At 40.3% G+C, this 21,704-nt stretch carries 21 protein-coding genes; 8 read left to right on the top strand and 13 right to left on the bottom strand.

From position 1 onward, the window contains the following. Nucleotides 1-33 precede the first annotated feature (33 nt). The 8 genes from thrB to QQK06_RS13640 form a co-directional block, all read right to left on the bottom strand. Complete coding sequence (thrB, locus tag QQK06_RS13675) at nt 34-1,023, bottom strand: homoserine kinase (protein ID WP_284245289.1); 990 nt, start codon at nt 1,021-1,023, stop codon at nt 34-36. Then, entirely contained in the window at nt 1,023-3,479 is a 2,457-nt protein-coding gene (thrA, locus tag QQK06_RS13670; protein ID WP_284245288.1) for a bifunctional aspartate kinase/homoserine dehydrogenase I, read from the bottom strand. The genes thrB and thrA overlap by 1 nt, the downstream gene beginning before the upstream one ends. A gap of 248 nt (nt 3,480-3,727) precedes the next feature. Beyond that, nucleotides 3,728-4,681: a GGDEF domain-containing protein gene (locus tag QQK06_RS13665; RefSeq protein ID WP_284245286.1), complete on the bottom strand. Its 954-nt coding sequence runs from the start codon at nt 4,679-4,681 to the stop codon at nt 3,728-3,730. Then, nucleotides 4,681-5,289 (bottom strand): chemotaxis protein, encoded by a 609-nt coding sequence (locus QQK06_RS13660; RefSeq protein ID WP_284245285.1) that lies wholly within the window; start codon nt 5,287-5,289, stop codon nt 4,681-4,683. Before QQK06_RS13660 ends, QQK06_RS13665 begins: the two co-directional genes overlap by 1 nt. Continuing rightward, complete coding sequence (locus QQK06_RS13655; RefSeq protein ID WP_284245284.1) at nt 5,286-5,651, bottom strand: response regulator; 366 nt, start codon at nt 5,649-5,651, stop codon at nt 5,286-5,288. The genes QQK06_RS13660 and QQK06_RS13655 overlap by 4 nt, the downstream gene beginning before the upstream one ends. 673 nt (nt 5,652-6,324) lie before the next feature. Beyond that, entirely contained in the window at nt 6,325-7,041 is a 717-nt protein-coding gene (locus tag QQK06_RS13650) for a M48 family metallopeptidase (protein ID WP_284245283.1), read from the bottom strand. 50 nt (nt 7,042-7,091) lie between these two features. After that, nucleotides 7,092-7,397: a YebG family protein gene (locus QQK06_RS13645; RefSeq protein ID WP_284245282.1), complete on the bottom strand. Its 306-nt coding sequence runs from the start codon at nt 7,395-7,397 to the stop codon at nt 7,092-7,094. Between the two features lie 228 nt (nt 7,398-7,625). Then, nucleotides 7,626-9,227, bottom strand: coding sequence for an isocitrate lyase (locus QQK06_RS13640; protein WP_284245281.1), 1,602 nt, complete (start codon nt 9,225-9,227; stop codon nt 7,626-7,628). Nucleotides 9,228-9,539: 312 nt separating this feature from the next. On the opposite strand from QQK06_RS13640, the gene QQK06_RS13635 reads away from it, so the two are divergent. From QQK06_RS13635 to QQK06_RS13615, 5 genes are all read left to right on the top strand, one after another. Continuing rightward, nucleotides 9,540-10,484, top strand: coding sequence for a LysR family transcriptional regulator (locus tag QQK06_RS13635; protein WP_284245279.1), 945 nt, complete (start codon nt 9,540-9,542; stop codon nt 10,482-10,484). Between the two features lie 9 nt (nt 10,485-10,493). Continuing rightward, entirely contained in the window at nt 10,494-10,850 is a 357-nt protein-coding gene (locus QQK06_RS13630) for a CidA/LrgA family protein (RefSeq protein WP_284245278.1), read from the top strand. Between the two features lies 1 nt (nt 10,851). Continuing rightward, complete coding sequence (locus tag QQK06_RS13625) at nt 10,852-11,550, top strand: LrgB family protein (RefSeq protein WP_284245277.1); 699 nt, start codon at nt 10,852-10,854, stop codon at nt 11,548-11,550. Nucleotides 11,551-11,840: 290 nt separating this feature from the next. After that, nucleotides 11,841-14,009 (top strand): malate synthase G, encoded by a 2,169-nt coding sequence (locus tag QQK06_RS13620; protein ID WP_284245276.1) that lies wholly within the window; start codon nt 11,841-11,843, stop codon nt 14,007-14,009. Between the two features lie 262 nt (nt 14,010-14,271). Continuing rightward, complete coding sequence (locus tag QQK06_RS13615; protein ID WP_284245275.1) at nt 14,272-14,676, top strand: hypothetical protein; 405 nt, start codon at nt 14,272-14,274, stop codon at nt 14,674-14,676. Between the two features lie 8 nt (nt 14,677-14,684). On the opposite strand, the gene QQK06_RS13610 is transcribed toward QQK06_RS13615, so the two are convergent. Then, on the bottom strand, nt 14,685-15,635 hold the full coding sequence (locus tag QQK06_RS13610) for a GlxA family transcriptional regulator (protein ID WP_284245274.1): 951 nt from the start codon (nt 15,633-15,635) through the stop codon (nt 14,685-14,687). Nucleotides 15,636-15,743: 108 nt separating this feature from the next. On the opposite strand from QQK06_RS13610, the gene QQK06_RS13605 reads away from it, so the two are divergent. Both QQK06_RS13605 and QQK06_RS13600 read left to right on the top strand, forming a co-directional pair. Continuing rightward, complete coding sequence (locus QQK06_RS13605) at nt 15,744-16,577, top strand: alpha/beta fold hydrolase (protein WP_284245273.1); 834 nt, start codon at nt 15,744-15,746, stop codon at nt 16,575-16,577. Nucleotides 16,578-16,594: 17 nt separating this feature from the next. After that, nucleotides 16,595-17,008, top strand: a complete 414-nt coding sequence (locus tag QQK06_RS13600; protein WP_284245272.1) for a GNAT family N-acetyltransferase — start codon at nt 16,595-16,597, stop codon at nt 17,006-17,008. A 544-nt stretch (nt 17,009-17,552) separates the two neighbouring features. Here QQK06_RS13600 and QQK06_RS13595 read toward each other — a convergent pair. Genes QQK06_RS13595 through QQK06_RS13585 form a run of 3 tightly spaced genes read right to left on the bottom strand, consistent with a single transcriptional unit; the run spans nt 17,553 to nt 19,730 of the window. Next, complete coding sequence (locus QQK06_RS13595; protein WP_284245271.1) at nt 17,553-18,473, bottom strand: hypothetical protein; 921 nt, start codon at nt 18,471-18,473, stop codon at nt 17,553-17,555. A gap of 5 nt (nt 18,474-18,478) precedes the next feature. Continuing rightward, nucleotides 18,479-19,189 (bottom strand): hypothetical protein, encoded by a 711-nt coding sequence (locus QQK06_RS13590; protein WP_284245270.1) that lies wholly within the window; start codon nt 19,187-19,189, stop codon nt 18,479-18,481. Next, entirely contained in the window at nt 19,182-19,730 is a 549-nt protein-coding gene (locus QQK06_RS13585) for an RNA polymerase sigma factor (protein WP_284245269.1), read from the bottom strand. The genes QQK06_RS13590 and QQK06_RS13585 overlap by 8 nt, the downstream gene beginning before the upstream one ends. Before the next feature lie 297 nt (nt 19,731-20,027). Between QQK06_RS13585 and QQK06_RS13580 the strand changes: the two genes are divergently transcribed. Further along, nucleotides 20,028-20,309: a peptidylprolyl isomerase gene (locus tag QQK06_RS13580; protein ID WP_284245268.1), complete on the top strand. Its 282-nt coding sequence runs from the start codon at nt 20,028-20,030 to the stop codon at nt 20,307-20,309. Nucleotides 20,310-20,403: 94 nt separating this feature from the next. Here the strand turns inward: QQK06_RS13580 and QQK06_RS13575 are convergent, their stop codons facing one another. Beyond that, complete coding sequence (locus QQK06_RS13575; RefSeq protein ID WP_284245267.1) at nt 20,404-21,699, bottom strand: inorganic phosphate transporter; 1,296 nt, start codon at nt 21,697-21,699, stop codon at nt 20,404-20,406. Nucleotides 21,700-21,704 lie beyond the last annotated feature (5 nt).

Below are 21,704 nucleotides of genomic sequence, written 5' to 3'. Positions count from 1 at the left end.
ATACTTACCGCGCACTCATGCGCTTTTACTGCATTATTGCGCTAATTGGCATGCGCCTTGTTCATCGACTCGGCAAACATGAACAAATCCTTCACACTCACCCGATGTTAATGTTTGTAAATAATTTTCTTTTAGCCAGTTGGCAAATTCATTGGCCTGTTGCTCACTATCCGTCACACAAAAAAGTGTCGGACCCGAGCCAGAAATTCCTACCGCTAAACAGCCCTGAGCGTTCAAGTACTGACAGGCCTGTTCAAACCCCGGTAATAAATGTTGGCGATAAGGCTCGGCCACAATATCACGAACCACAGAGAATGCCTGCTGCTTATCATGACGGTGACAGGCATCGACAAAGGTCGCTAAATTTTGCCCAAAGCTTATCAATTCCGCTCTTGAGTAATGTTCAGGTAACACTTCGCGCGCTGCTTTTGTTGAGACTTCTATCCCCGGGTACGCCATGACATAAAAGCAATCACCAAATTGTGGTAATTGGCGAGTGATTATCTCACTATCCGGCACCATTAACTGCATACCGCCATAATAACAAGGAGCCACATTATCATAGTGTAGACTACCACTGATTTTTGCTTCCATTTCTCCCATCATACGGAGCATGGCTTCTTGCTCAAAGCTAACTTGATAGTTATCCCGATAGTATGCATTAAGTGCCGCTAATGCCGCAACGACAGAACAAGCACTGGAACCTAAGCCACTGCCGACCGGCATTTTCTTCTCTAAGGTTAATGTAACGGTTTGCACAGGTAAATCGCGAGCGATAAGCGCTTGATTAAATAACTGCAAACAATGCCAGACAATATTATCTTTTGGCTCACCCGGTAACTTATTGGCAAATTCACCAATAACTATCAATTCATCTCGCTCACTGGCTTCAACACTAACGACATCACCAAGTAAGGTGCCATCAACTGGTTTAACTGCAACGCCTAGGACATCAAAACCAACACTGACATTTCCGATAGATGCCGGAGCAAAAACTGAGACTTTATTATTTACCTTCGACATTAATGCTGTTGCTCCCAGGCTAATGTTCTTAATAAATCGCCAAAAACTCCGGCGGCAGTGACCGCAGCTCCTGCGCCATAACCACGCAAGACAAACGGTAATGGCTGATAATAACGACTGTGAATAGCCAGCGCGTTTTCACCGTCTTTAATACTATATAACGGATGCTCAGGCCCGACGGCATCGATCGATACCTGGCATTTACCATTAATAATAGTGCCGATATAACGTAATACTTTCCCTTCACTTTTCGCCTGTTCAATTCGCTCGGCAAATGGTGCATCAAGGGAAGCTAGATTATTGATAAAAGTGGCAACGTCACCACTACTATCAAAATCTGACGGTAACACCGAATCAACTTGGATATCTGCAAGTTCCAGTGCCATACCCGCTTCCCGCGCCATAATGAGCAATTTACGGGCGACATCCATACCGCTCAGGTCATCTCTTGGATCAGGCTCAGTAAAACCATTTTCCTTAGCGATAGCTGTTGCCTGAGATAAGCTCATGCCCTGTTCCAGCATACCAAAAATATAAGAAAGTGAACCGGATAGAATCCCTTCAAATTGCAATAATTCATCACCAGCCTTAATTAAACTTTGCAGGGTATCAATCACAGGTAAACCAGCACCAACCGTCGTTTCATACAGGAAACGACGATTAGTTTTCTGCGTTGCTTGTCTGATCGCCTGATAATACTGCCACGAATCAGTATTGGCTTTTTTATTTGGTGTAACGACATGAAAGCCTTGTTCGATAAAATCAACATAGCTCATAGCAAGTTCTTCATTTGAAGTAGAGTCTACCAACACAGGATTGATTAAATGATTATCTCTGACAAACTCCTTGATATTATCTGCGGTCACAGCAACCGCTTCTTTACCTAACAATTGCTGCCAGTTTTCTAAATCAATGCCCTCTTTATCAAACACCATGCCTTTACTATTGGCGATACCATAAACTTTGAGTGAGATATTTTGCTCTCTCAGCTTAGGCTGCTGGCGGGCAATTTGCGCGATCAATTCACTACCAACAACACCACAGCCGACAAGAAACACATCAATGGTTGGCTTATGAGAGAAAAAGTTTTGATGACTAACTTTCAAGGCATCAGTACATTTACGTTTTTCAATCACTACAGAAATGCTGCGCTCAGAAGAGTCTTGCGCTATCGCCACTACATTAACACGAGCCTGAGCAAGCGAGCTGAAGAACTTCGCAGCTACCCCTTGCTGATGATGCATACCGTCACCAACCAGAGAGACAATCGATAAATCTTGCTGAAGATCCAAAGGCTCAAGCAAACCATTGAGTAGCTCAAGCTCAAACTCTTGTTTTAAGCTTTGCTCAGCGAGCTTAGCGTCCGCTGAATAGATACAGAAACTGATACAGTACTCACTGGAAGATTGACTGATCAAAACGATAGAAATATTTTCCCGACTCATAGTGGCAAAAACCCGGCTTGCCATACCAACCATACCTTTCATGCCAGGGCCTGAAACATTGACCATAGTCAGGTCATCAAGATTTGAAATGGCTTTGACCTGTTTTTGCTGATCATTTTCATTGGCGATCAGCGTTCCTTTAGCTTCAGGGTTACCGGTATTTTTGATCAAACAAGGAATATGATACTGGGCAATGGGACCAATCGTTTTCGGATGCAGCACGCTGGCACCAAAATAAGATAATTCCATCGCTTCCTGATACGATAAGTATTCGAGTAAACGTGCATCTTTAATTAAACGGGGATCTGCATTATAAACGCCATCGACATCAGTCCATATTTCACAACATTCCGCCTGAGCGCATACCGCTAATACCGCGGCAGAATAATCTGAACCATTACGGCCCAATGTAGTAACTTGTCCGACACTATCAACGCCAATAAAGCCAGGCATTAATGCCACAGCATTTAAATTTTCGTATTGCTCGAGGAACTTTTCTTTACATAACACCAGATCTGCCAAGGCATTTAACGAGACATCATTAGTGCGTAAAAATTTCTCCGGTTCAATCACCGAAACATCAATATTATTTGCTTTTAACACTGAATCTAAAATGGCCACACTCATTCGTTCACCAACACTGATGATCACGGCGCGAATATGATCAGGGCAATAAGACAACATAGTCGCCCCTTGCAAATAACGGCTAAGCTGGTGTTCCCAGTTCGCTAATACTTGTTCAGCATGATGCGAGTCAAAATCCGCGACACTTGCTGATAAATCATCAATAATGGTTTCAATTGCGGTGCGAAAATGTTGTAGATCATTGTGTAATTTTATTTCATCAGCAATATTTTCAGCCATAGCAACAAGGTGATTAGTCACTCCCTGAGGCGCAGAAACAACGACGGAAACTGCTGACTGGCTACTCTTATTTTTGATGATATTCGCGACCTGAACAAAGCGCTCAGCCGATGCCAGAGACGATCCACCAAATTTTAACACTCGCATTTTTACTTCCTCTACAAACAAAAAAAGCCCGGAACCTTAATGGTCACGGGCTTTGATAAAATACTTTCTTTTACACGTCAGCCAATGACCACCATCCCGGTGAGGGTGGTAGTAATAATAATGCTGGTGTGACGAATAATAGTTTTCATGAGATATAAAATGCCCTAAATGTAATTTTCTGTCAACTAGTTAAAATGAATAGGATTAGATGATTTATGAATAAACACAAGCAAAAATCGTATAGATATTTACATAGCTAAACAATTAACCACATCTTTTGTCACACATACTTTATTTCGGCCTGAACTTTTTGCTTGATATAATGCAATATCAGCATTTGAAATCAAGTCTTCATAACGTTGATCTTCTGCTGTCATCATAGCCACACCAACACTGGCAGAAAAATCAATCTGCTCACCCTGGTATTCTATCGTTAATTTTTCCAGGCTGGTACGAATACGTTCTGCGACATCAATAGCACCAATCAGATCCGTTTCCGGCAAAATCACGGCAAATTCCTCTCCGCCATAGCGACCAAACTGATCACAAATGCGCAATAACGACTGAATTAGTTTAGCCGTTTCAATTAACACCATATCACCACACTGATGACCATAGGTATCATTGAGTAGCTTAAAATGGTCCAGATCAAACATGATCAAGGCTAAACCGTGTTGATAACGTCGTGCACGGGCGAACTCTTTCGCTAAACATTCTTCCCAGTGCTTACGATTGAAAATTTGTGTTAGGCCATCTATTTTGTTGGCCTTAGCTAAATCTTCGAGCGCTTTATTAAGCTTGGACTGGTAATGACAGACATCGGTAGCATCTTCTATCAAAATGCAGATATGTGTAATTTCTCCGTCATTCTCAATCGGCAAGAAAGTACAGTTTTGCGCCATAAAGTGGCTATCTGTAGTAATCGGTCTAGTATGGGGCAGCTCAAATAAATGATGACGCTGTTCCCAAGAACAAAAGCTGGTTGTACGTAATTGCACTACGCTTGACAACTTGCGTTCAAACCACTTACGAGGGAGTTCAGGAAAAACATCAAAAATTACTCGTCCAAGTACCTGCTCAGCGCTTTTATTGGCATGAATTTGTAAATAGCGATTCCATTCGGTAATAGTGAAATCGACATCTACGACTAAAATTCCGGTATTGAGTTGTTCAGCAATGAGATTACAAACACTTACCGACATTAGTATGCTTCCAATATCCGGTCAATCACTGCAACTATATGGACAATTGCGGATTCAGGGATCAATAAAATCATGTCGCAGTTAAAGGAATAGTCCGTCACTTGATAGCTGATCTTTACTTTTAGTGCGACGTCCCAGCTAAATGATTGATGATCAACATGCTCAGAAATAGCCGATGTTGTTGATGACAACAACCTCGGGGCACTATACGACATTTGATTATCAATCTGACTAGCAAAGACATTTAAAAACGTTGTCGTCAAAATTGAGCTTAAGTCAATGATCTGTTCTTCAACCGAGAGTTCGTCTGGCTCATAACCTAATAAATCCGCCAAACGATCTGAATCTTTCGGTTTATACATCAATAGGGCTTCGCCGCGAATCCCTTCATAACCGAAAAAACCCTGACTAACAACAGCAACGGCTTGCTCTTCCTGATGTAAAGCATCAGTTAAATGCTGCGAGCTCACTTGTTCAATACTAGGAACCTTTAAGTAGACGAAGGTATCCAAATAACGGGCAAGTTGATCGCTTGCCTGACCCATGGCAACATTAATAATTTCTTGTAAGCAATCTTGCTGTTCTTCGGTTAGAGTCAAATGGGTCATACTAAGCCATATTCTTGCAAATGATTATTTAAGACATCTATTTGAACCGGCTTACGTAAAAAAGCTTTCGCCCCCAACTGCAATACTTTGTTTTGCATTTCTGGTTGGATATCAGCAGAGATAACAAAAACATTAACCTTTATACCAGCTTGTTTGATCCCTTCTAATACACCAACACCATCAAGCTCAGGCATTGTCAGATCCAAAAACAGAGCATCAAATTTTTGCTTATTAAGTAATTCAAGTGCTTCAGCCCCATTAGTGGCCAGCTGAGCATTAGACGATAGTGATTCAGGTAAACTGCGCAATACTTGTTTACGCGCTAAATTCGAGTCATCACAGATTAATACTGACGAGCTCATGAAATGGCTATTCCTATATTATTATTTTTGTCCTATTAATTTACCTTAAAATAGCCTAAGTGTTAATGATTAATTAACCTGATATTGATTTTTTTTTAAACGACTAGCCCTTTGCAGACAACAGCCAGCAAAGTTGCTCTGATAACCTGACCTTAAACCACGTAACAATCACTTAAAATATAAGACAATAAATAAACAATAACCTTGCTTATCTTTTATTTTTTATCGCAATTCAAGACGGTTTGATGTAGGAATAGCCCGCTATTTCATGCAAAAAACACGAAAATGAGTGAAAATAACTGCTAGAAACGCATTAAATATGCGAAACAGAGGTTATTTAACTATTGGCACAGTTACAAATTAATTAAATACTGTAAAACAACCAATGAAGCAGTAGCAGATACGATATAAACCGTTGCTATTTTCCAGTTGTAACGACGCATTTTCATGATAACTCCTCACTATTAGTTTGCAGTCAAATAACTGACACTATTATTATTTTTTATAATCAGTACTTTAAACAAACAAATTTTATGCCAATATCCTTAAAATACGCGTAAAACGCTTAGGTTATACGCAACAAGCATAAAAATATTAGACGTCAATTCGCAAAAAAAATATGCTTATAGCAATAGAAATCTGCAATAACGTCTTAATTATTATGGTCTATTTTTTAAATCTTGCACGGCCAGATAAGATAAGCTTGATGTTGTTTAAGCCAATGCTTAGCATCTTGGTAGTTAGGAGAATAGCGTTCAACTAAACGCCAAAAATCAGCGCTATGGTTAAGGTGTTTTAAATGACAAAGTTCATGAATAATCACATAATCGATAACCCAATCTGGCACCATCGCCAACAAATAGTTAAAACTGACTAAACCGCGGTTATCACAACTGCCCCAGCGCGCTTTATAACGTCTGATTTTAACCGCACTCGGGGTTAATTGTATTTGTTGAGTTAATCTTACGAATCTTTGCTCGATTATTTGCTCAAGCTGTTGCTTGAACCAAAGTTCCAGCTGTTTTTTTAATTGGCGTTGTTGTGCCTGTTCACTTACTGCTTGATAGCGTTTTTTGAGTGTTACAGTGATGGTATGACTATCTTCAGTGATTATGCTTTGTTGAGAAAAAGTGATATTTAGCTGTTTCTTCACTCCTTTTGACCACAGCAATCCGCCATGCTTGAGTTGATTAATACTCTCAATATCAGCTAAATGATTTTGCTGGGCCAATTGCAGCTTAGCTAAAATCCATGGTCTTTTACGTGATATCAGCTGTTCAATGTAACTTTCAGCCACACCAAGGGGAGCTCTGACCACCAGCTGGCCTGAGGTTATTTGTAGAGCAATGCTTTTACGCCGGGCACTTCTGATTAGCTGATAATCAAGCACGACATTTAATCAATGTTTGTCTGTTATTGTTCAACTGAGCAATTAACTCACTATGCGGCGTCATCTGTTTTATTATCACTGACTTTTTCCGGTATTTTTTTTGCGGCAGGCTTTTTAACAGGTTTAGGCTTTTTCGCCTGCAAGGCAATCAATACTTCTTCACGGTGCTTGGCCAGATAAATACTTAGTTCTTCACGAACAGCTTCAGATAACTCTACCGGTGCAGTTTCAAACATATCAGCAAGATTGTCCGCCATATCTAACATCTTGTCATATTCGTCTGCGGCTTTCTTATCCATAAATGTTTCTACCTCCACACCTTGTCTTATGACAACAAATCGACTTTCAACTGCCATTGCTTTCCCTTAAATTAACCAAATGTAATATTGCTCGTTTTATCTTAAATTAGGCGCTGGCGCAATTAAAGTGATGATAAATCACTCAATACAACGCCACTAAAACTGTATATAATAACAGTATTCTACTGAGTTGATAAAAAATAGCAATATCTTTCCACGATCAAAAAAGCGCTGCCTTTATTTAATTCAACAGCGCTTTTTAGTTTTTGCTATGCAAGTATGCTATCAGGCGATATTCGCAAACTGATTCATCGTATTGTCTTTACCCGCAGCTTTTAAAGCGGCTTCACCGGCAAAGTATTCTTTATGATCATCTCCCATATCTGAACCAGCCATATTTTGATGTTTTACACAGGCGATCCCTTGACGGATTTCTTGACGCTGAACGTTTAAGACATAACCTAACATCCCCTGTTCACCAAAATATTCCTTCGCTAGGTTATCTGTTGACAACGCTGCTGTATGATAAGTTGGCAAGGTGATCAAGTGATGGAATATACCCGCCTCTTTTGCAGCATCTAACTGGAAGGTACGAATACGTTCATCGGCGACTTTTGCTAACTCGGTATTATCATAGTCAGCACTCATTAAACGCTCTTTATCGTATTGGGTAACATCTTGTCCGGCTTCCGCCATATCATCGAATACTTGCTGACGGAAATTTAGTGTCCAGTTAAAAGACGGCGAATTGTTATAAACTAACTTGGCATTTGGCACTACTTTACGGATCTCTCTCACCATGCCACCAATCTGACCAATATGCGGTTTCTCCGTTTCAATCCAGATTAAGTCAGCACCATTTTGCAATGAAGTAATACAATCTAGTACACAGCGTGCTTCACCTGTGCCTTTTTTAAATTGATAAAGATTGCTAGGTAAACGCTTAGGTCGAACTAGTTTGCCATTTTGCTTAATAATAACATCACCATTAGTTAACTCTGCTTCACTCACTTCATCACAATCTAAGAAGCTATTGTATTGATCGCCTAAGTCTCCAGGCTCTTTAGTAACGGCGATCTGCTTAGTTAGCCCGGCTCCCAAAGAATCAGTGCGGGCCACTATCACACCATCGTCAACGCCAAGTTCCATAAAGGCATAACGCACAGCATTGATTTTTGCTAGAAAATCTTCATGAGGCACTGTTACTTTACCATCCTGATGACCGCATTGTTTTTCATCTGACACCTGGTTTTCAATTTGAATGCAGCAAGCCCCCGCTTCAATCATTTGTTTAGCCATTAAATAAGTCGCTTCGGCATTACCAAAGCCGGCATCAATATCGGCGATGATTGGCACAACATGAGTGACATAACCATCTATTTTCGCTTGTATTTCTACTTCCTTGAGTTGATCACCAGCTGTTCGCGCTGCATCTAACTCTCGAAATAACCCGCCAAGTTCACGAGCATCCGCCTGACGTAAAAAGGTATATAGTTCCTTAATCAAACCAGCAACAGATGTTTTTTCATGCATTGACTGATCCGGTAAAGGACCAAATTCAGAGCGTAGTGCCGCTACCATCCAACCAGAAAGATACAAATAACGACGATCAGTATTTTCAAAATGCTTTTTAATTGAAATCATTTTTTGTTGACCGATAAATCCATGCCAGCAACCTAGTGACTGTGTGTATTTGCTCGGGTCTTGATCATAAGCTTCCATGTCTTTGCGCATAATGGCAGCCGTATATTTAGCAATATCCAGCCCGGTTTTAAACCCGTTTTGCATGCGCATACGAGCAACAGATTCAGGATTAATCGCTTGCCATGTTTTTTGTGACCCCAGTTGTGTGGTTAAATTTTCAATTTCTTGGCGATAGTTAGTCATTTCTTCTTCTCCCGGCACTGCTGTGCTTAAACAATATGATGTAAGTAACTTGCTAAGTTGTCATAGCGAACAACAAAAAGACTAAACCACTCACCAACCATTAATGAAATATATATTTATTATCATCACCATTCACATTGTAAATAGAAGTTAAAGACGAACAAAATAAACATTAAAATTCAATTAGTTAATAACAACCCCATTTGTTCTACCTGCTAGAAAATTGCCTATGTACGACTAAAATCCCCTTGATCTGTTAGCTAAATCATGACATATAGTTTATTTATCATTCTTATAAAAAGTATTTACGGTATGAATATCTCTAAAATCGATCTTAATCTGCTGATTTATCTAGACGTGTTATTAAGAGAGAAAAACGTTACCCGGGCCGCTAGCCAGTTAAATATTACCCAACCAGCAATGAGTAACGGCCTTAAACGGCTACGAACATTATTTAATGATCCTATTCTAGTAAGAACATCAGACGGTATGGTGCCAACAGAACGTGCTCGCGCATTATCGCCGGTGATCAGAAAAATTCTGTTAGAACTGGAAGAAGCGCTGCAAGGAGAAGAAGAGTTTAACGAACAGCACAGCCATCGGGTATTTCGGATAATGGCCAGTGATTATGCTGCATCGACCTTGCTACCGGGATTATTAAAAAAGGTCAATCGTGTTGCCCCTAATGTCACCATAGATATCATGACGCCAAGTGACGTCAATTTTCACGATGTTGAAGCCGGTAAAATTGATATGGCGATCAACCGCTTTGATGAACTCCCGCAATCTTTTCATCAAAAAACTATCTGGCGTGATGGCTTTTCCTGTTTGTTAAGTGCCGATAATGAGGTAGTGACTAAGTTCAATCTCAACAGCTATCTGGCATCTAAGCATGTTTGGGTTTCAAAAACCGGCTTTGGCGTTGGTGTCGGTATGGACCCGAAAGACGTGCAAAAGCTTGGCTGGGTTGATGAAGCATTGGCCCGTTTAGGAAAGAAACGCAATATCAAAGTATTTACTCGTAACTATCATGTCGCAATGCAGTTGGCTTATGAAGATGGTTTAGTGGCAACTCTTCCTACTAAAGCGGCAATGCTACATAAAGACGATCCTAACTATACTATTTTAAAGCCACCATTTGAGATCCCGGACATTGAGTTAAAAATGATATGGAGTCCACTGCTCCATCATGACGCCAGCCATATCTGGTTTAGGCAGTTAGTGATAGAAACAGCGAAAGATCACGAAAATAGTTAGCACTTACTTATGATAAATGTCTTTTACAGTGTGTTTTTTGTAGCGATAAGCCTTATAGCGGGCCATGGTATTTACGCACTAATTAACGGATTACCTGCGAGCCTGTATGGCATGATCATTTTTACCTTGCTGTTACATTTTCGCCTTTGCCGGGCAGATAAAGTACAGCAAAGTATCCGCTGGGGCATACAACACATGGGTGTCTGCTTTATCCCTGCCGGGGTTGGCATTATTAACCATTACTCGCTGCTCAAACAACACGGCATTTTATTAGTTGCAATCATTTTTTTCACCACGTATCTACTATTAACGCTAGTCGGCATCTGCTTTCAGCAATTCGAAAATAATGCTCGAGCAAAACACTAATATGGCATTAATTCTCTCTTCCATTGGCTACTCAATGTTTACTATTGCCGTCTACCAAATGTTTTCCTGGCTACAGGCAAAGACCCGAATATTGTGGTTAAACCCGATGTTATTAACGGTATTAGCTCTCATTGGCTGTTTATTATTAGCAAAAGTGAATTATCAGGTATATCAAGAATCTACCCAACTATTAAGCTATTTACTCGAGCCCGCGGTCGTTATCCTTGGTTATCCACTTTATCAACAACTAGCCAGCATTCGCAAACAATGGAAGCAGATCACACTCTTACTTACACTAGCTACTACTGTAGCTATTAGCGTCAGTTACTTAATTACCGTAATGCTAATAGAAATGTCCGCTATTGCGGTATCACTATCATTAAAATCAATCACTACAGCCATTGGGCTTGCATTAACAGAACAACTCAATGGCAATAGTGCTATCACTGCTTTCGCCATTATTTTGGCCGGATTATTTGGGGCAATATGGGGGATAAAATGGCTCAATTTTATTGGCGTATCTTCTGCCAATGCCCAAGGCTTGGCAATAGGCGCAGCCAGTCATGCACTAGGTACAGCCACTGTTAGTCAGCTTAGCTATCAACATGCAGCCTATAGCTCATTAGCGCTGATTTTATCGGCGACAATTACCGCAGTGATAGCACCAGGCCTGATTCACTATTTATCAATAATGCTTTAACTGTTATTACAAAAACTAATGATGAAATATTTTTCATAACCCTCATGAATACCAATTATCATTAATAACAATACAAGGCATATTCAGTATCAAAAATTATCAAATAATACTTTTATTACAAAAGGTTAAAAGGTACACAGTTTTAGATAAAACTGTTAAAACGCCTGAAAAATACATCATCTCGCTCAGGCTGCTATTGTCAGCACTGGCATTTCCCCATAAATTCCCTGTTATTAGAGTTAAAACCTCAATAGAAAGTTTTCTATCTCATTTTCAGCTAAGGAGCTACTATGTCGTCGAGAGTCAATATTGCTAACCTCAAAGTTGCCGACTGTCTGTATCAGTTTATTGAACAGCAAGTATTACCTGATTTACCCATTAGCTCTGATAACTTTTGGCATAAGTTTTCCACTATTATTAAAACATTCATGCCACTCAATCAGCAACTGTTAGCCACCAGAGCATCATTACAGCAGCAAATAGATCAATGGCATAGTGAGCATCAAGGTAATAACTTTCATTTTGCAGACTATAAACAGTTTTTAACCGATATTGGCTATTTAACAGAGCCGGTTAGCGACTTTACTATCAGCACAGAAAATGTGGATGCCGAACTTGCACAAATGGCCGGTCCACAACTAGTAGTACCGATAATGAATGCGCGATTTGCTCTCAATGCAGTTAACGCTCGCTGGGGCAGTTTATATGATGCCTTATATGGTACAGATGTGATTGATGAAACGGATGGAGCAGAAAAATCAGGTACTTATAATCCAGTGCGAGGCGCAAAAGTAATCAACTTTGCTCGTGATTTTTTAGACCAATATTTACCCTTAACTCACGGCAGTCATCGTCAAGCAGCACAATACCTTATTGAAGAACAACGACTTATTGTTAAATTAAGTGAACAACAGCAAAGTACATTGCAACTGCCAGAACAGTTTATCGGCTACAACGGTGAACAACATCATCCACAGCAATTATTATTTAAGCATAACGGCTTACACTTTGAACTTAACATAAATGCCAATAGCCAAATTGGCCAACAAGATCAGGCGGGCATTTGCGATATATTAATGGAGTCTGCGCTCACGACCATTATGGATTGTGAAGACTCTGTCGCCGCTGTTGATGCCGAAGACAAGGTGGTAGCTTATAAAAACTGGCTTGGACTTAATAAAGGAACATTAAGTGAAACCGTAACCAAAGGCGGACACACTTTTACCCGCACGATGAATCAGGATCGCCATTATTTAACGCCAGATAATCAACCACTCGTGTTATCAGGTCGCAGCCTGATGTTTGTCCGCAACGTTGGGCACCTGATGACCAACAATGCCATACTTACAGCTGACAATCAGGAGGTACCTGAAGGTATCCTCGACGCTATGGTGACGTCCTTAATCGCACTTTACGATGTTTATCAGCAAAATAGCTTAACCAATAGTAAAACCGGTTCTATTTACATAGTAAAACCGAAAATGCATGGCCCTGAAGAAGTTGCTTTTGCTAACCAATTATTTGAGCAAGTTGAACTTGCGCTCGAGTTACCGAAGAATACCATTAAAATGGGTATTATGGATGAAGAGCGCCGTACCAGTGTTAATTTAAAAAACTGCATCTATCAGGCAAAAGAGCGAGTGGTGTTTATCAATACCGGCTTTTTAGACCGTACTGGAGACGAAATTCATACCTCTATGGCTGCAGGCCCCATGGCACGTAAAGCTGATATTAAACTGACGCCATGGATCAGCGCCTATGAGGATAACAATGTCATTATTGGGCTCGCTTGTGGCTTTAGTGGTAAAGCGCAAATAGGTAAAGGCATGTGGCCAATTCCCGATCATATGGCCAATATGCTAAGCACTAAGATAGCTCACCCCCGCTCTGGTGCTAATACCGCCTGGGTGCCGTCACCAACCGCGGCAACCCTGCACGCTTTACATTACCATGAGATCGACGTTTTTGCCCGCCAAAACCAACTTACTCAAGGCCAAACGGCAGCTCAGGACGCATTACTCACTATACCTTTAGCGCAAGATCACCATTGGAGTGAAGAAGAAATTAACGCTGAGCTTGATAATAATGCTCAAGGAATTTTAGGCTATGTGGTGCGCTGGGTCGAACAAGGTATTGGATGTTCAAAAGTACCAGATATCAACCATATCGGATTAATGGAAGACAGAGCAACACTGCGCATTTCCAGCCAACACATGGCTAACTGGCTTAAACATAATATTTGTAGCAAAGAACAAGTCATTGCCAGCATGAAGAAAATGGCAAAAGTTGTCGATCAGCAGAACAGTGGCGATGCTGATTACAGAGCCATGAGTGACGATTTTGAGCATAGCATCGCCTTTCAAGCAGCTTGTGACTTAATATTTAAAGGCGAACAACAACCGAGCGGCTACACCGAGCCGTTATTACATCAATATCGCTTGCGAGCTAAAGCGAATTAATATCAAGCTAAGGTCGAGGTAATTGAAAGTATTTTCCACCTTAGCTGTTCTACTCAATAACTTGCATTTATTCATTTTCGCCTAAAATTTTGAATAAACATTCAGGTAAAGCAAAGATTAATACGAAATAAGTCGTTAATCTTATAAATAGCACCACTTATCCCATATGGTTGGCATTAGTCGTGTTTTAGATTTATCGTTAGCATGTAACTTATTTAGTTACATTTGTTAATATTATGTCGCAGTGAAAAGGAGTGGAATAATGAAACATTCAGCTAAAGCTTATTTACTCACCAGCTCTTGCTGCGCTGCGCTATTTGCATGTAGTTTTGTCTATGCAGCATCCAAAGCTCATATCAGCCATGAAATGCAGCAAACTACTGATAAAAAGCAGAAAAATACTTCATCTTTATTATTTAGAACAAGCGCAATTCGTTACCAAGGTTACAATCCGCTTTTAGTGACAAAACCATCGCAAGAAGAAATAACCTATAACCAATGTAATGCAAAAAAGAAAAATGAGCTTTATGAGCTGTCTGCAATATTTAACGACAAGTTACAGTTATTTCTAGCTTATTTTGATGATCGACCAATTTATAACGTAGCAAGCAAAAGCAACCGCCAAAAAACACTCGCTAACCGTGATAATGTCAGCTATATCCAATAGTTATTGTGTTAACTCCCTTTACGCCAAACAGCTGGCGTAACCCCGGTACTGCGCTTAAATAATCTAGAAAAGAAACTATCATTTTCATAGCCAACTTCAATCGACACGTCTTTAATGCTCTTTTCAGTTGATAATAGTAATTTCTTTGCCTTATCAATCCGAACATCTTGTAAATATCGAATAATTGAGACGCTAGTTGATTTTTGAAAGCGACGTTTAATATTGCGTTCAGAAAAGCCGAACATCTTTGCTAATTCAGTAATCAAAACATGATTTTGAAAATTACTGTCTATCCAATCTTGAATTAAGCTGATTCGCTTATCGTTATGAGCCCGATATTCAGCTAAAAATGGGGTCAGTTTTTGCGGCTCAAAAAGCAACAAATGAGTAGCACATAACTGAGAAAAACGATCTCCCTTAACTTCTGCAACCAGCTTAAGTAACACATCAATCCCCGCTTCAAACGAGCCTGTAGTATATACGTTTTTACTTTTCAAATAGGATTGATGAGCAGTAAAATGACTATCAGGAAAAATTGCTGCCAATGTACTAACAAAGGCCCAATGAGTGGCAAAAGTCACTGAGTTTAACATGCCAGATGCGGCTAAAAAGTACGCACCAGTGCTTAGCGTCAGAATGCTAGTATTAGATGCAATATACGGTTTAAGCCATGTAACAATTTCGGCACTTTCCGGCGGCATATTCATTAACCTTATGCCTTCTACCGGGGGAATAATAACCCAATCAAAACACTTTTCACTCAGCGCCCCATCGGGAGTAATTAGCGAGTGAGATGCACTCATGACTTGCTCACCACCACACGTTAGAATTTCAACTTCAAAGCTATGTGATTGTTGATTACGAGCTTCCAGTAAAGCGACGATTCGGAAAAAATCTTTCGCCAAAAATAGGCTCATAGCCCAACAACCTTGATATGCAACGATTGCGACTTTTTTCAAACCCACCCCAAAATGGCCCAATCAGACTGTAAAATTGACCGATATCGCTATATTACGTTAAGTCAATTCAAACTAATATTAATTTTCAATAACAAACTAACATTAACGATGAATATTAAAGAATTTTTTCTCACTACCTCTTTTGGCAAATTATTTATCAAGCAATGGAAGCCAGCCAATAGTCAGGCTAAAGCGCCAGTGATCCTTATGCATGATTCACTCGGTTCCGTTGATTTATGGCGTTCATTTCCTGAGCAACTGGCTATAGAATTAGCGCGGCCGGTTATTGCCTACGACCGATTAGGGTTTGGCAAATCGGAGGCGAGAACTACCTTGCCCGCTTTTAATTTTATCGAACAAGAAGCAGAACAATACTTCCCCCAGTTAAAGTCAGCGCTAAAATTAAATCACTACACTTTGCTTGGTCATAGTGTCGGAGGGGCAATGGCGTTAAATATTGCCGCTACCGATAAATCATGCCAAGCCGTTATTACTATGGCTGCTCAGGCCTATGTTGAACAGCTCACTATTCAGGGAATTGAAGAAGCGAAAAGTATTTTTCACAAGCAAGAACAATTAAACCAGCTAATTAAATGGCACGGTAATAAAGCGCAGTGGGTATTAACCGCATGGACTGACATTTGGCTTGCCGCTGAATTTCGACAATGGCGATTAACTAGGCTTCCCGATGTTCATTGCCCGGTACTCGCCATACATGGTGAAAATGATGAATACGGCTCTATTGCTTTTCCAAAGTTTATTGTCAACAATACTGGCGCTGCGGCCTCAATGGTGTTGCTCAAAAGCTGTGGTCATATGCCTCATAAAACCCATACAGAGCATGTTTTAAAGGCAATAAGTCACTTTATCAAACAAAATAGCTTCCACAATATCAATGAAGCAAGCACTATTACCCAGCCAATCACAGCGTTAACACAATAATCAATTATGGAGCAGCAATGAAAATTGAAGTACTAGACAATCCAGAACAAGAACTCATCGATTATCTCAATAAAAAAATTGCGGATTATAACTGGGAGCGCTGGGAAGTTAACGAGCGATTACCGTTAGCCATTCAAATTAAAAATGATAATGACGAAGTCATCGCCGGAGCCGCGGCACGTTCATTCGGTGACTGGCTATTATTAGACACACTTTGGGTGTCAGAAGCACTCCGTGGCCAGGATGTCGGCAGCCAGATACTCAAAGAAGTCGAACAAGCAGGGAAAAACAGAGGCTGTAAAAAATGTTTATTAGACACGCTTAATTTCCAGGCAAAACCGTTTTATGAAAAACATGGCTATCAAGTGCAGTGGATACAAAAAGGCTACCCTAAAACAGGCTGTAAATACTTTATGGTTAAACAGTTATAAAACGAGGTGATAGCGGATAGGCAAGCTATAAGCCGCCATTGAAGTGGAGCATTTTTCGTGAAGGCTGGCCAAGCCAGACAAAAAACGCCTAGCTTAGGTGCTAGGCTTGATGGCTTTGTTAGATTTCGTTTTGACTAATTACCTGAAGCTTCTATATGTTGAACTACATCAATTCTAATACCTGCAGGGTCTTGCAGTATAAAATGTACTTACCCCATATTTCTTCTTTTAGCTCCAGAGCAATCACCAAGTTCATCTTCTGTGCTTTAACATAAGCATAAGCAGCATTTTTACTGCCAATGAAATCACGTATCCACCGGGTAACATTTGAGAATGAAGGAACTTTGACTGAGACACATGTGCTGACATTAATAAGCCAAATGAATTTCTCTGAATAAAAGCTAATAGCAAACTATGGTGTTTTTAGCTGCTACCAATACCAAATAGACAATTGCCAGACTTGCAATAAAAACACAGCAAATCTGACAATTCAAGTGAACAACTCATTCTATTAAGACGCTATTTATACTAAACGCGGTTCGCCTTAAAACTGATAGCCCTGGCCTTTCGCTAATAAGCGTTTGGCATCAATTTTATCGCTGGCACAATCACTAATATCCTTTTTACTAAAGACATAAATAGTGTCTTTATAGCGATTACGTTCTTTCTCGCCTGATGCCTTAACAATCAAACTAACGTGTTCATTTTTCGGCACCGCTTTTAAGCCATTACCATACAAACAAAAAGACTCCGTTAATGACGCGGTTAGTGTTTGATAATACTGGCTCCGCTCTTTTTCCTGTTGTTGTTGTTTAGCCTGTTGTTGTTTTTGATACTCAGCCATTTGCTTAGCTAATACAGCGCGCTGCTGTTCAATTTTAGCTTGTTTGGTTTTTAATTTTTCCACTTCCGATGATAGCTCTTTCTTCGACTCTTCATCAGCTCGTTGCAATTGATACTCGATATCGCGTTTTTCACGTTTCAAATCCCTTATTTGATAAGACAGATCCCGTTGCTCATCTCGTAAATCACGATAGGAATCTCGTTCATCATTTAACGACTCTATTGCACGTTCATAGCCTTCTGCAGCTTGTTCCATTGCTTTCGATACATGTTCGTTGATTTGTCCAGCATCGATATCTTCAAATTCAAATGCTACTTCAGGCATATCAGGTACCGGTGGAATTTCAGGAATATCTGCCATGGCAAAATTAAAGTTATAACTTCCCCAACGACTATTATGTGAACTCGAATTGATAGTGAACACCACTCCCTGCCCTTTTAGGTAAACACTCTCCACCCCAGTAATTCGCGATCGATTATGCCCCTGCTCCTGACCAACCGATGATTTAATGATTTTACTCATAATACTCAACTGCTTATGCATATCGTCAAAATCATTGGCAAACGCAGTACCTGCAAAAGCTAACAACATTCCTGATACTATTGGCGCAATATTTTTCATCTCATTTACTCCTCTGTTGTCCAATCTGCAGGTTGTGACTGCAAACCTAAACCGTTATCTAACTTAGTGTTACGATACTTAATCGCTTGTTCGAGCCGCCTAAACTTAATGTTTTGCTTATACTGATCATCTGACCATTGCTCGTTAATGTATTTAATAAAATCAGCAATATCTTCTTTACGTTCCTGTCTTGAGGCTCCCATGATGTAACTGGCAAGCTCTAAATTACTTTGCTGCTGTTTCACTTTGATATCCGCAGCATAATTTGCCAAGACCACTTGCTGCTCACTGGCAAAGGCCTGTAGCCGTTGGTCTAACATTGCGGCCAGTTGTTGTTCTTGCTGTAGTTGTTGCTGTTGATGGTTACCAGCAAAGCTCAACATAATACCTTCCGGTTTGACCACTAACTCCACTTTCAGCAACACCATGGCTATCGCCAAACAAGAAAAAGCGAAAGAAAATGCCGACAATCCTTGCCACTGCCACCAAGCAGGTTTTTCGTTAACAAACGTTGCTCCGCGATCCCAGGCAGGAACGCCCTTCTGCTCAGTGGTATCGGCATGATGAGCAAGGTGATTCGCCACTGCCTGACGCTCTTGCCATAAGTTATCATCAGCAAAATGATGTTCGTCCGATGTTTGATTCCCTTCACTGGTTCTATGTTCCAGCCATTGGGAAAACTTACGCTCTAAGTCGGTATCTTTACTGTTAGACATAATCCAACTCCAAATGATTTTTTAACTTATCTAATGCACTATATAAGCGCGATTTCGCAGTATTAGTTGAAATTCCTAACTGATAGGCAATTTCTTCAAAGGTTGCGTGCTGAAAAAACTTCATTTCCACCACCATTTTCTGATTCACCGGCAATAGTTTTAACGCGTTTTGGACTTCAGTTGCCTGCTGGCCGCTCACCATTGTTAATTCGGGACTATCGTTGTCATCAAGATCTTCTTGCTCCGGGGTATCGTGTAGCGATTGCATCGGCTTTTTGCGCCGATAAAACTCGATACAGCGATAATGAGCAATTTTAAATAACCAACCTTTAAATGGCGCGTCACCACGAAATGATGACAAATTGCGAAATACAGCAACAAAGACATCCTGCATAAGGTCCATAGCATCTTCCCTATGACTGACCATGCGTAATGCATAATTGTATAACTGTTTTTCATAACGTTTTACCAAGGTTATCCAAGCAGACTTTTTACCATTAAGCGCTTGTTTAACTAGCGTTTCGTCGCTTCGCTCAAACACGCATTTTCCTATATTTCGTTAATTAACATTATTGTTATTAATAAAGTAGTGAGTAGTCGCCAAATAGTTTGAAAATTTTTAAAATAAATTTAAAAATAATTATCGCCGCTAAATCTAAGACTTTTCCTTGCTAAGCATAACAAGCATTTATTGGAATAACATCAAGTAAAACATAAAGATAGTACAAATATACAAATTAAAATTTTGTTGCCATAATTGCTGATTGCAGTCTTTTCTTACTGAAAAAAATGCGCTAAGGTTGGTGTTCTGAGCAACAGAATAATCATAAAGGAAGCCATGCTCACTGCATCTGCCAGACACATTTTAGTCGATACCGAAGAACTATGTATCGAGTTAAAAGATCGGATTAACTCCGGTGAAGATTTTACCCATTTAGCGAAGCAATATTCTAGCTGTCCTTCGAAAATGCAGGGAGGGGCATTAGGTTCATTTAGCCAAGGACAAATGGTGAAGGAATTTGATGAGGTGGTATTTTCTGCCGAACTCAATCAACTACAAGGACCGATAAAAACACAATTTGGCTACCATTTGGTTGAAGTGACGCGAAGAACTGATTAAATCTAAAAAACTCAGACAATAAAAAACCGCTTAATGGATTTAAGCGGTTTTTTAATTTTAAATACTAGGGCATGCCCTAATACTGCATTTAATGTTAGCTGAACATGGCTTGCATGATCCAGAAAAAGACAATAGATAAGCCAGCGCCTACAGGCAAGGTAATAACCCAAGAAACCACGATATTTCTCACTACGCCTAAATTAATCGCCGCTATACCACGGGCCATACCAACACCTAATACGGCACCAACAAGCGTTTGTGTGGTTGAAATGGGTAAGCCAGCACCTGATGCAATAACCACAGTACAAGCAGCCGCTAATTCAGCCGCAAAACCTCTACTGGGTGTTAAATGGGTAATGCCTTTACCAATAGTCGCGATAACGCGATGACCAAATAATGCAAGACCGGCAACAATACCTAAACCACCAAGAGGCAATATCCACCACACTAATGCAGCTTTCTTAGCAATTTCACCACCATGCTCGACGATACTCACTACAGCCGCTAATGGACCGATAGCGTTAGCAACATCGTTAGATCCATGAGCAAATGCCATACAACATGCCGTTACTACCATAAGTACCGCGAAAACCTTTTCAACATTAGCATAATGCATGGTTTTATCAGCGCTCTCATCAAACTTAAGCTTACTAATAAAGTATTTGCCTAACAGCGCGACCAAAATAGCAACCAGTACCGCTAAGTAATAACCACCAGCACCCTGTAACTCAAAGTTATAAAAACCTAAGTTAACATTGTCTAAACCAATATGTTTTAACCCTTTTTTAATCGTTACTAACGATAAAATAAAGCCAGCTAAAAACATGTAAAATGGCACATATTTTTTCGCCTGAACTAATGGCTTGTCGGTATCAAAAATAAGTTTCTGGGCACTGTTAAAAATAACAAAAGCAATCACACCAGAAATCAATGGCGTAATGATCCAGCTACCGACAATACCACCGACTTTGCTCCACGCAACAGTATCTGGGCTAATACCAATAGCAGCAAAACCAATAATAGCACCAACAATTGAATGGGTAGTTGATACCGGCCAGCCTAATACCGAAGCCACTAGCAACCAGGTTGCCGCAGCAAGTAGCGCTGAGATCATACCAAAGACTAACAGTTCAGGAATATCAACAAAGAGTGCGGGATCAATAATGCCTTTACGTATAGTTGAAGTCACCTCTCCACCAGCAAGGTAGGCACCGGCAAATTCAAATACCATGGCAATGAAGATTGCCTGTTTTATCGTTAACGCTTTAGAACCAACCGATGTTCCCATCGCATTGGCAACATCATTGGCACCGATGCCCCAAGCCATAAAAAAGCCGACCACGGCTGCGATCATGACTAACGTTGAGCCATGTTGAAGTAAAATATCCATGACTA

Origin of the sequence: Thalassotalea insulae, from assembly GCF_030161395.1 — a bacterium.
GTDB classification, from domain to species: domain Bacteria; phylum Pseudomonadota; class Gammaproteobacteria; order Enterobacterales; family Alteromonadaceae; genus Thalassotalea_E; species Thalassotalea_E insulae.
The sequence above is the reverse complement of the archived record's forward strand: the minus strand, read 5'-3'. Positions and strand labels throughout refer to the sequence as shown.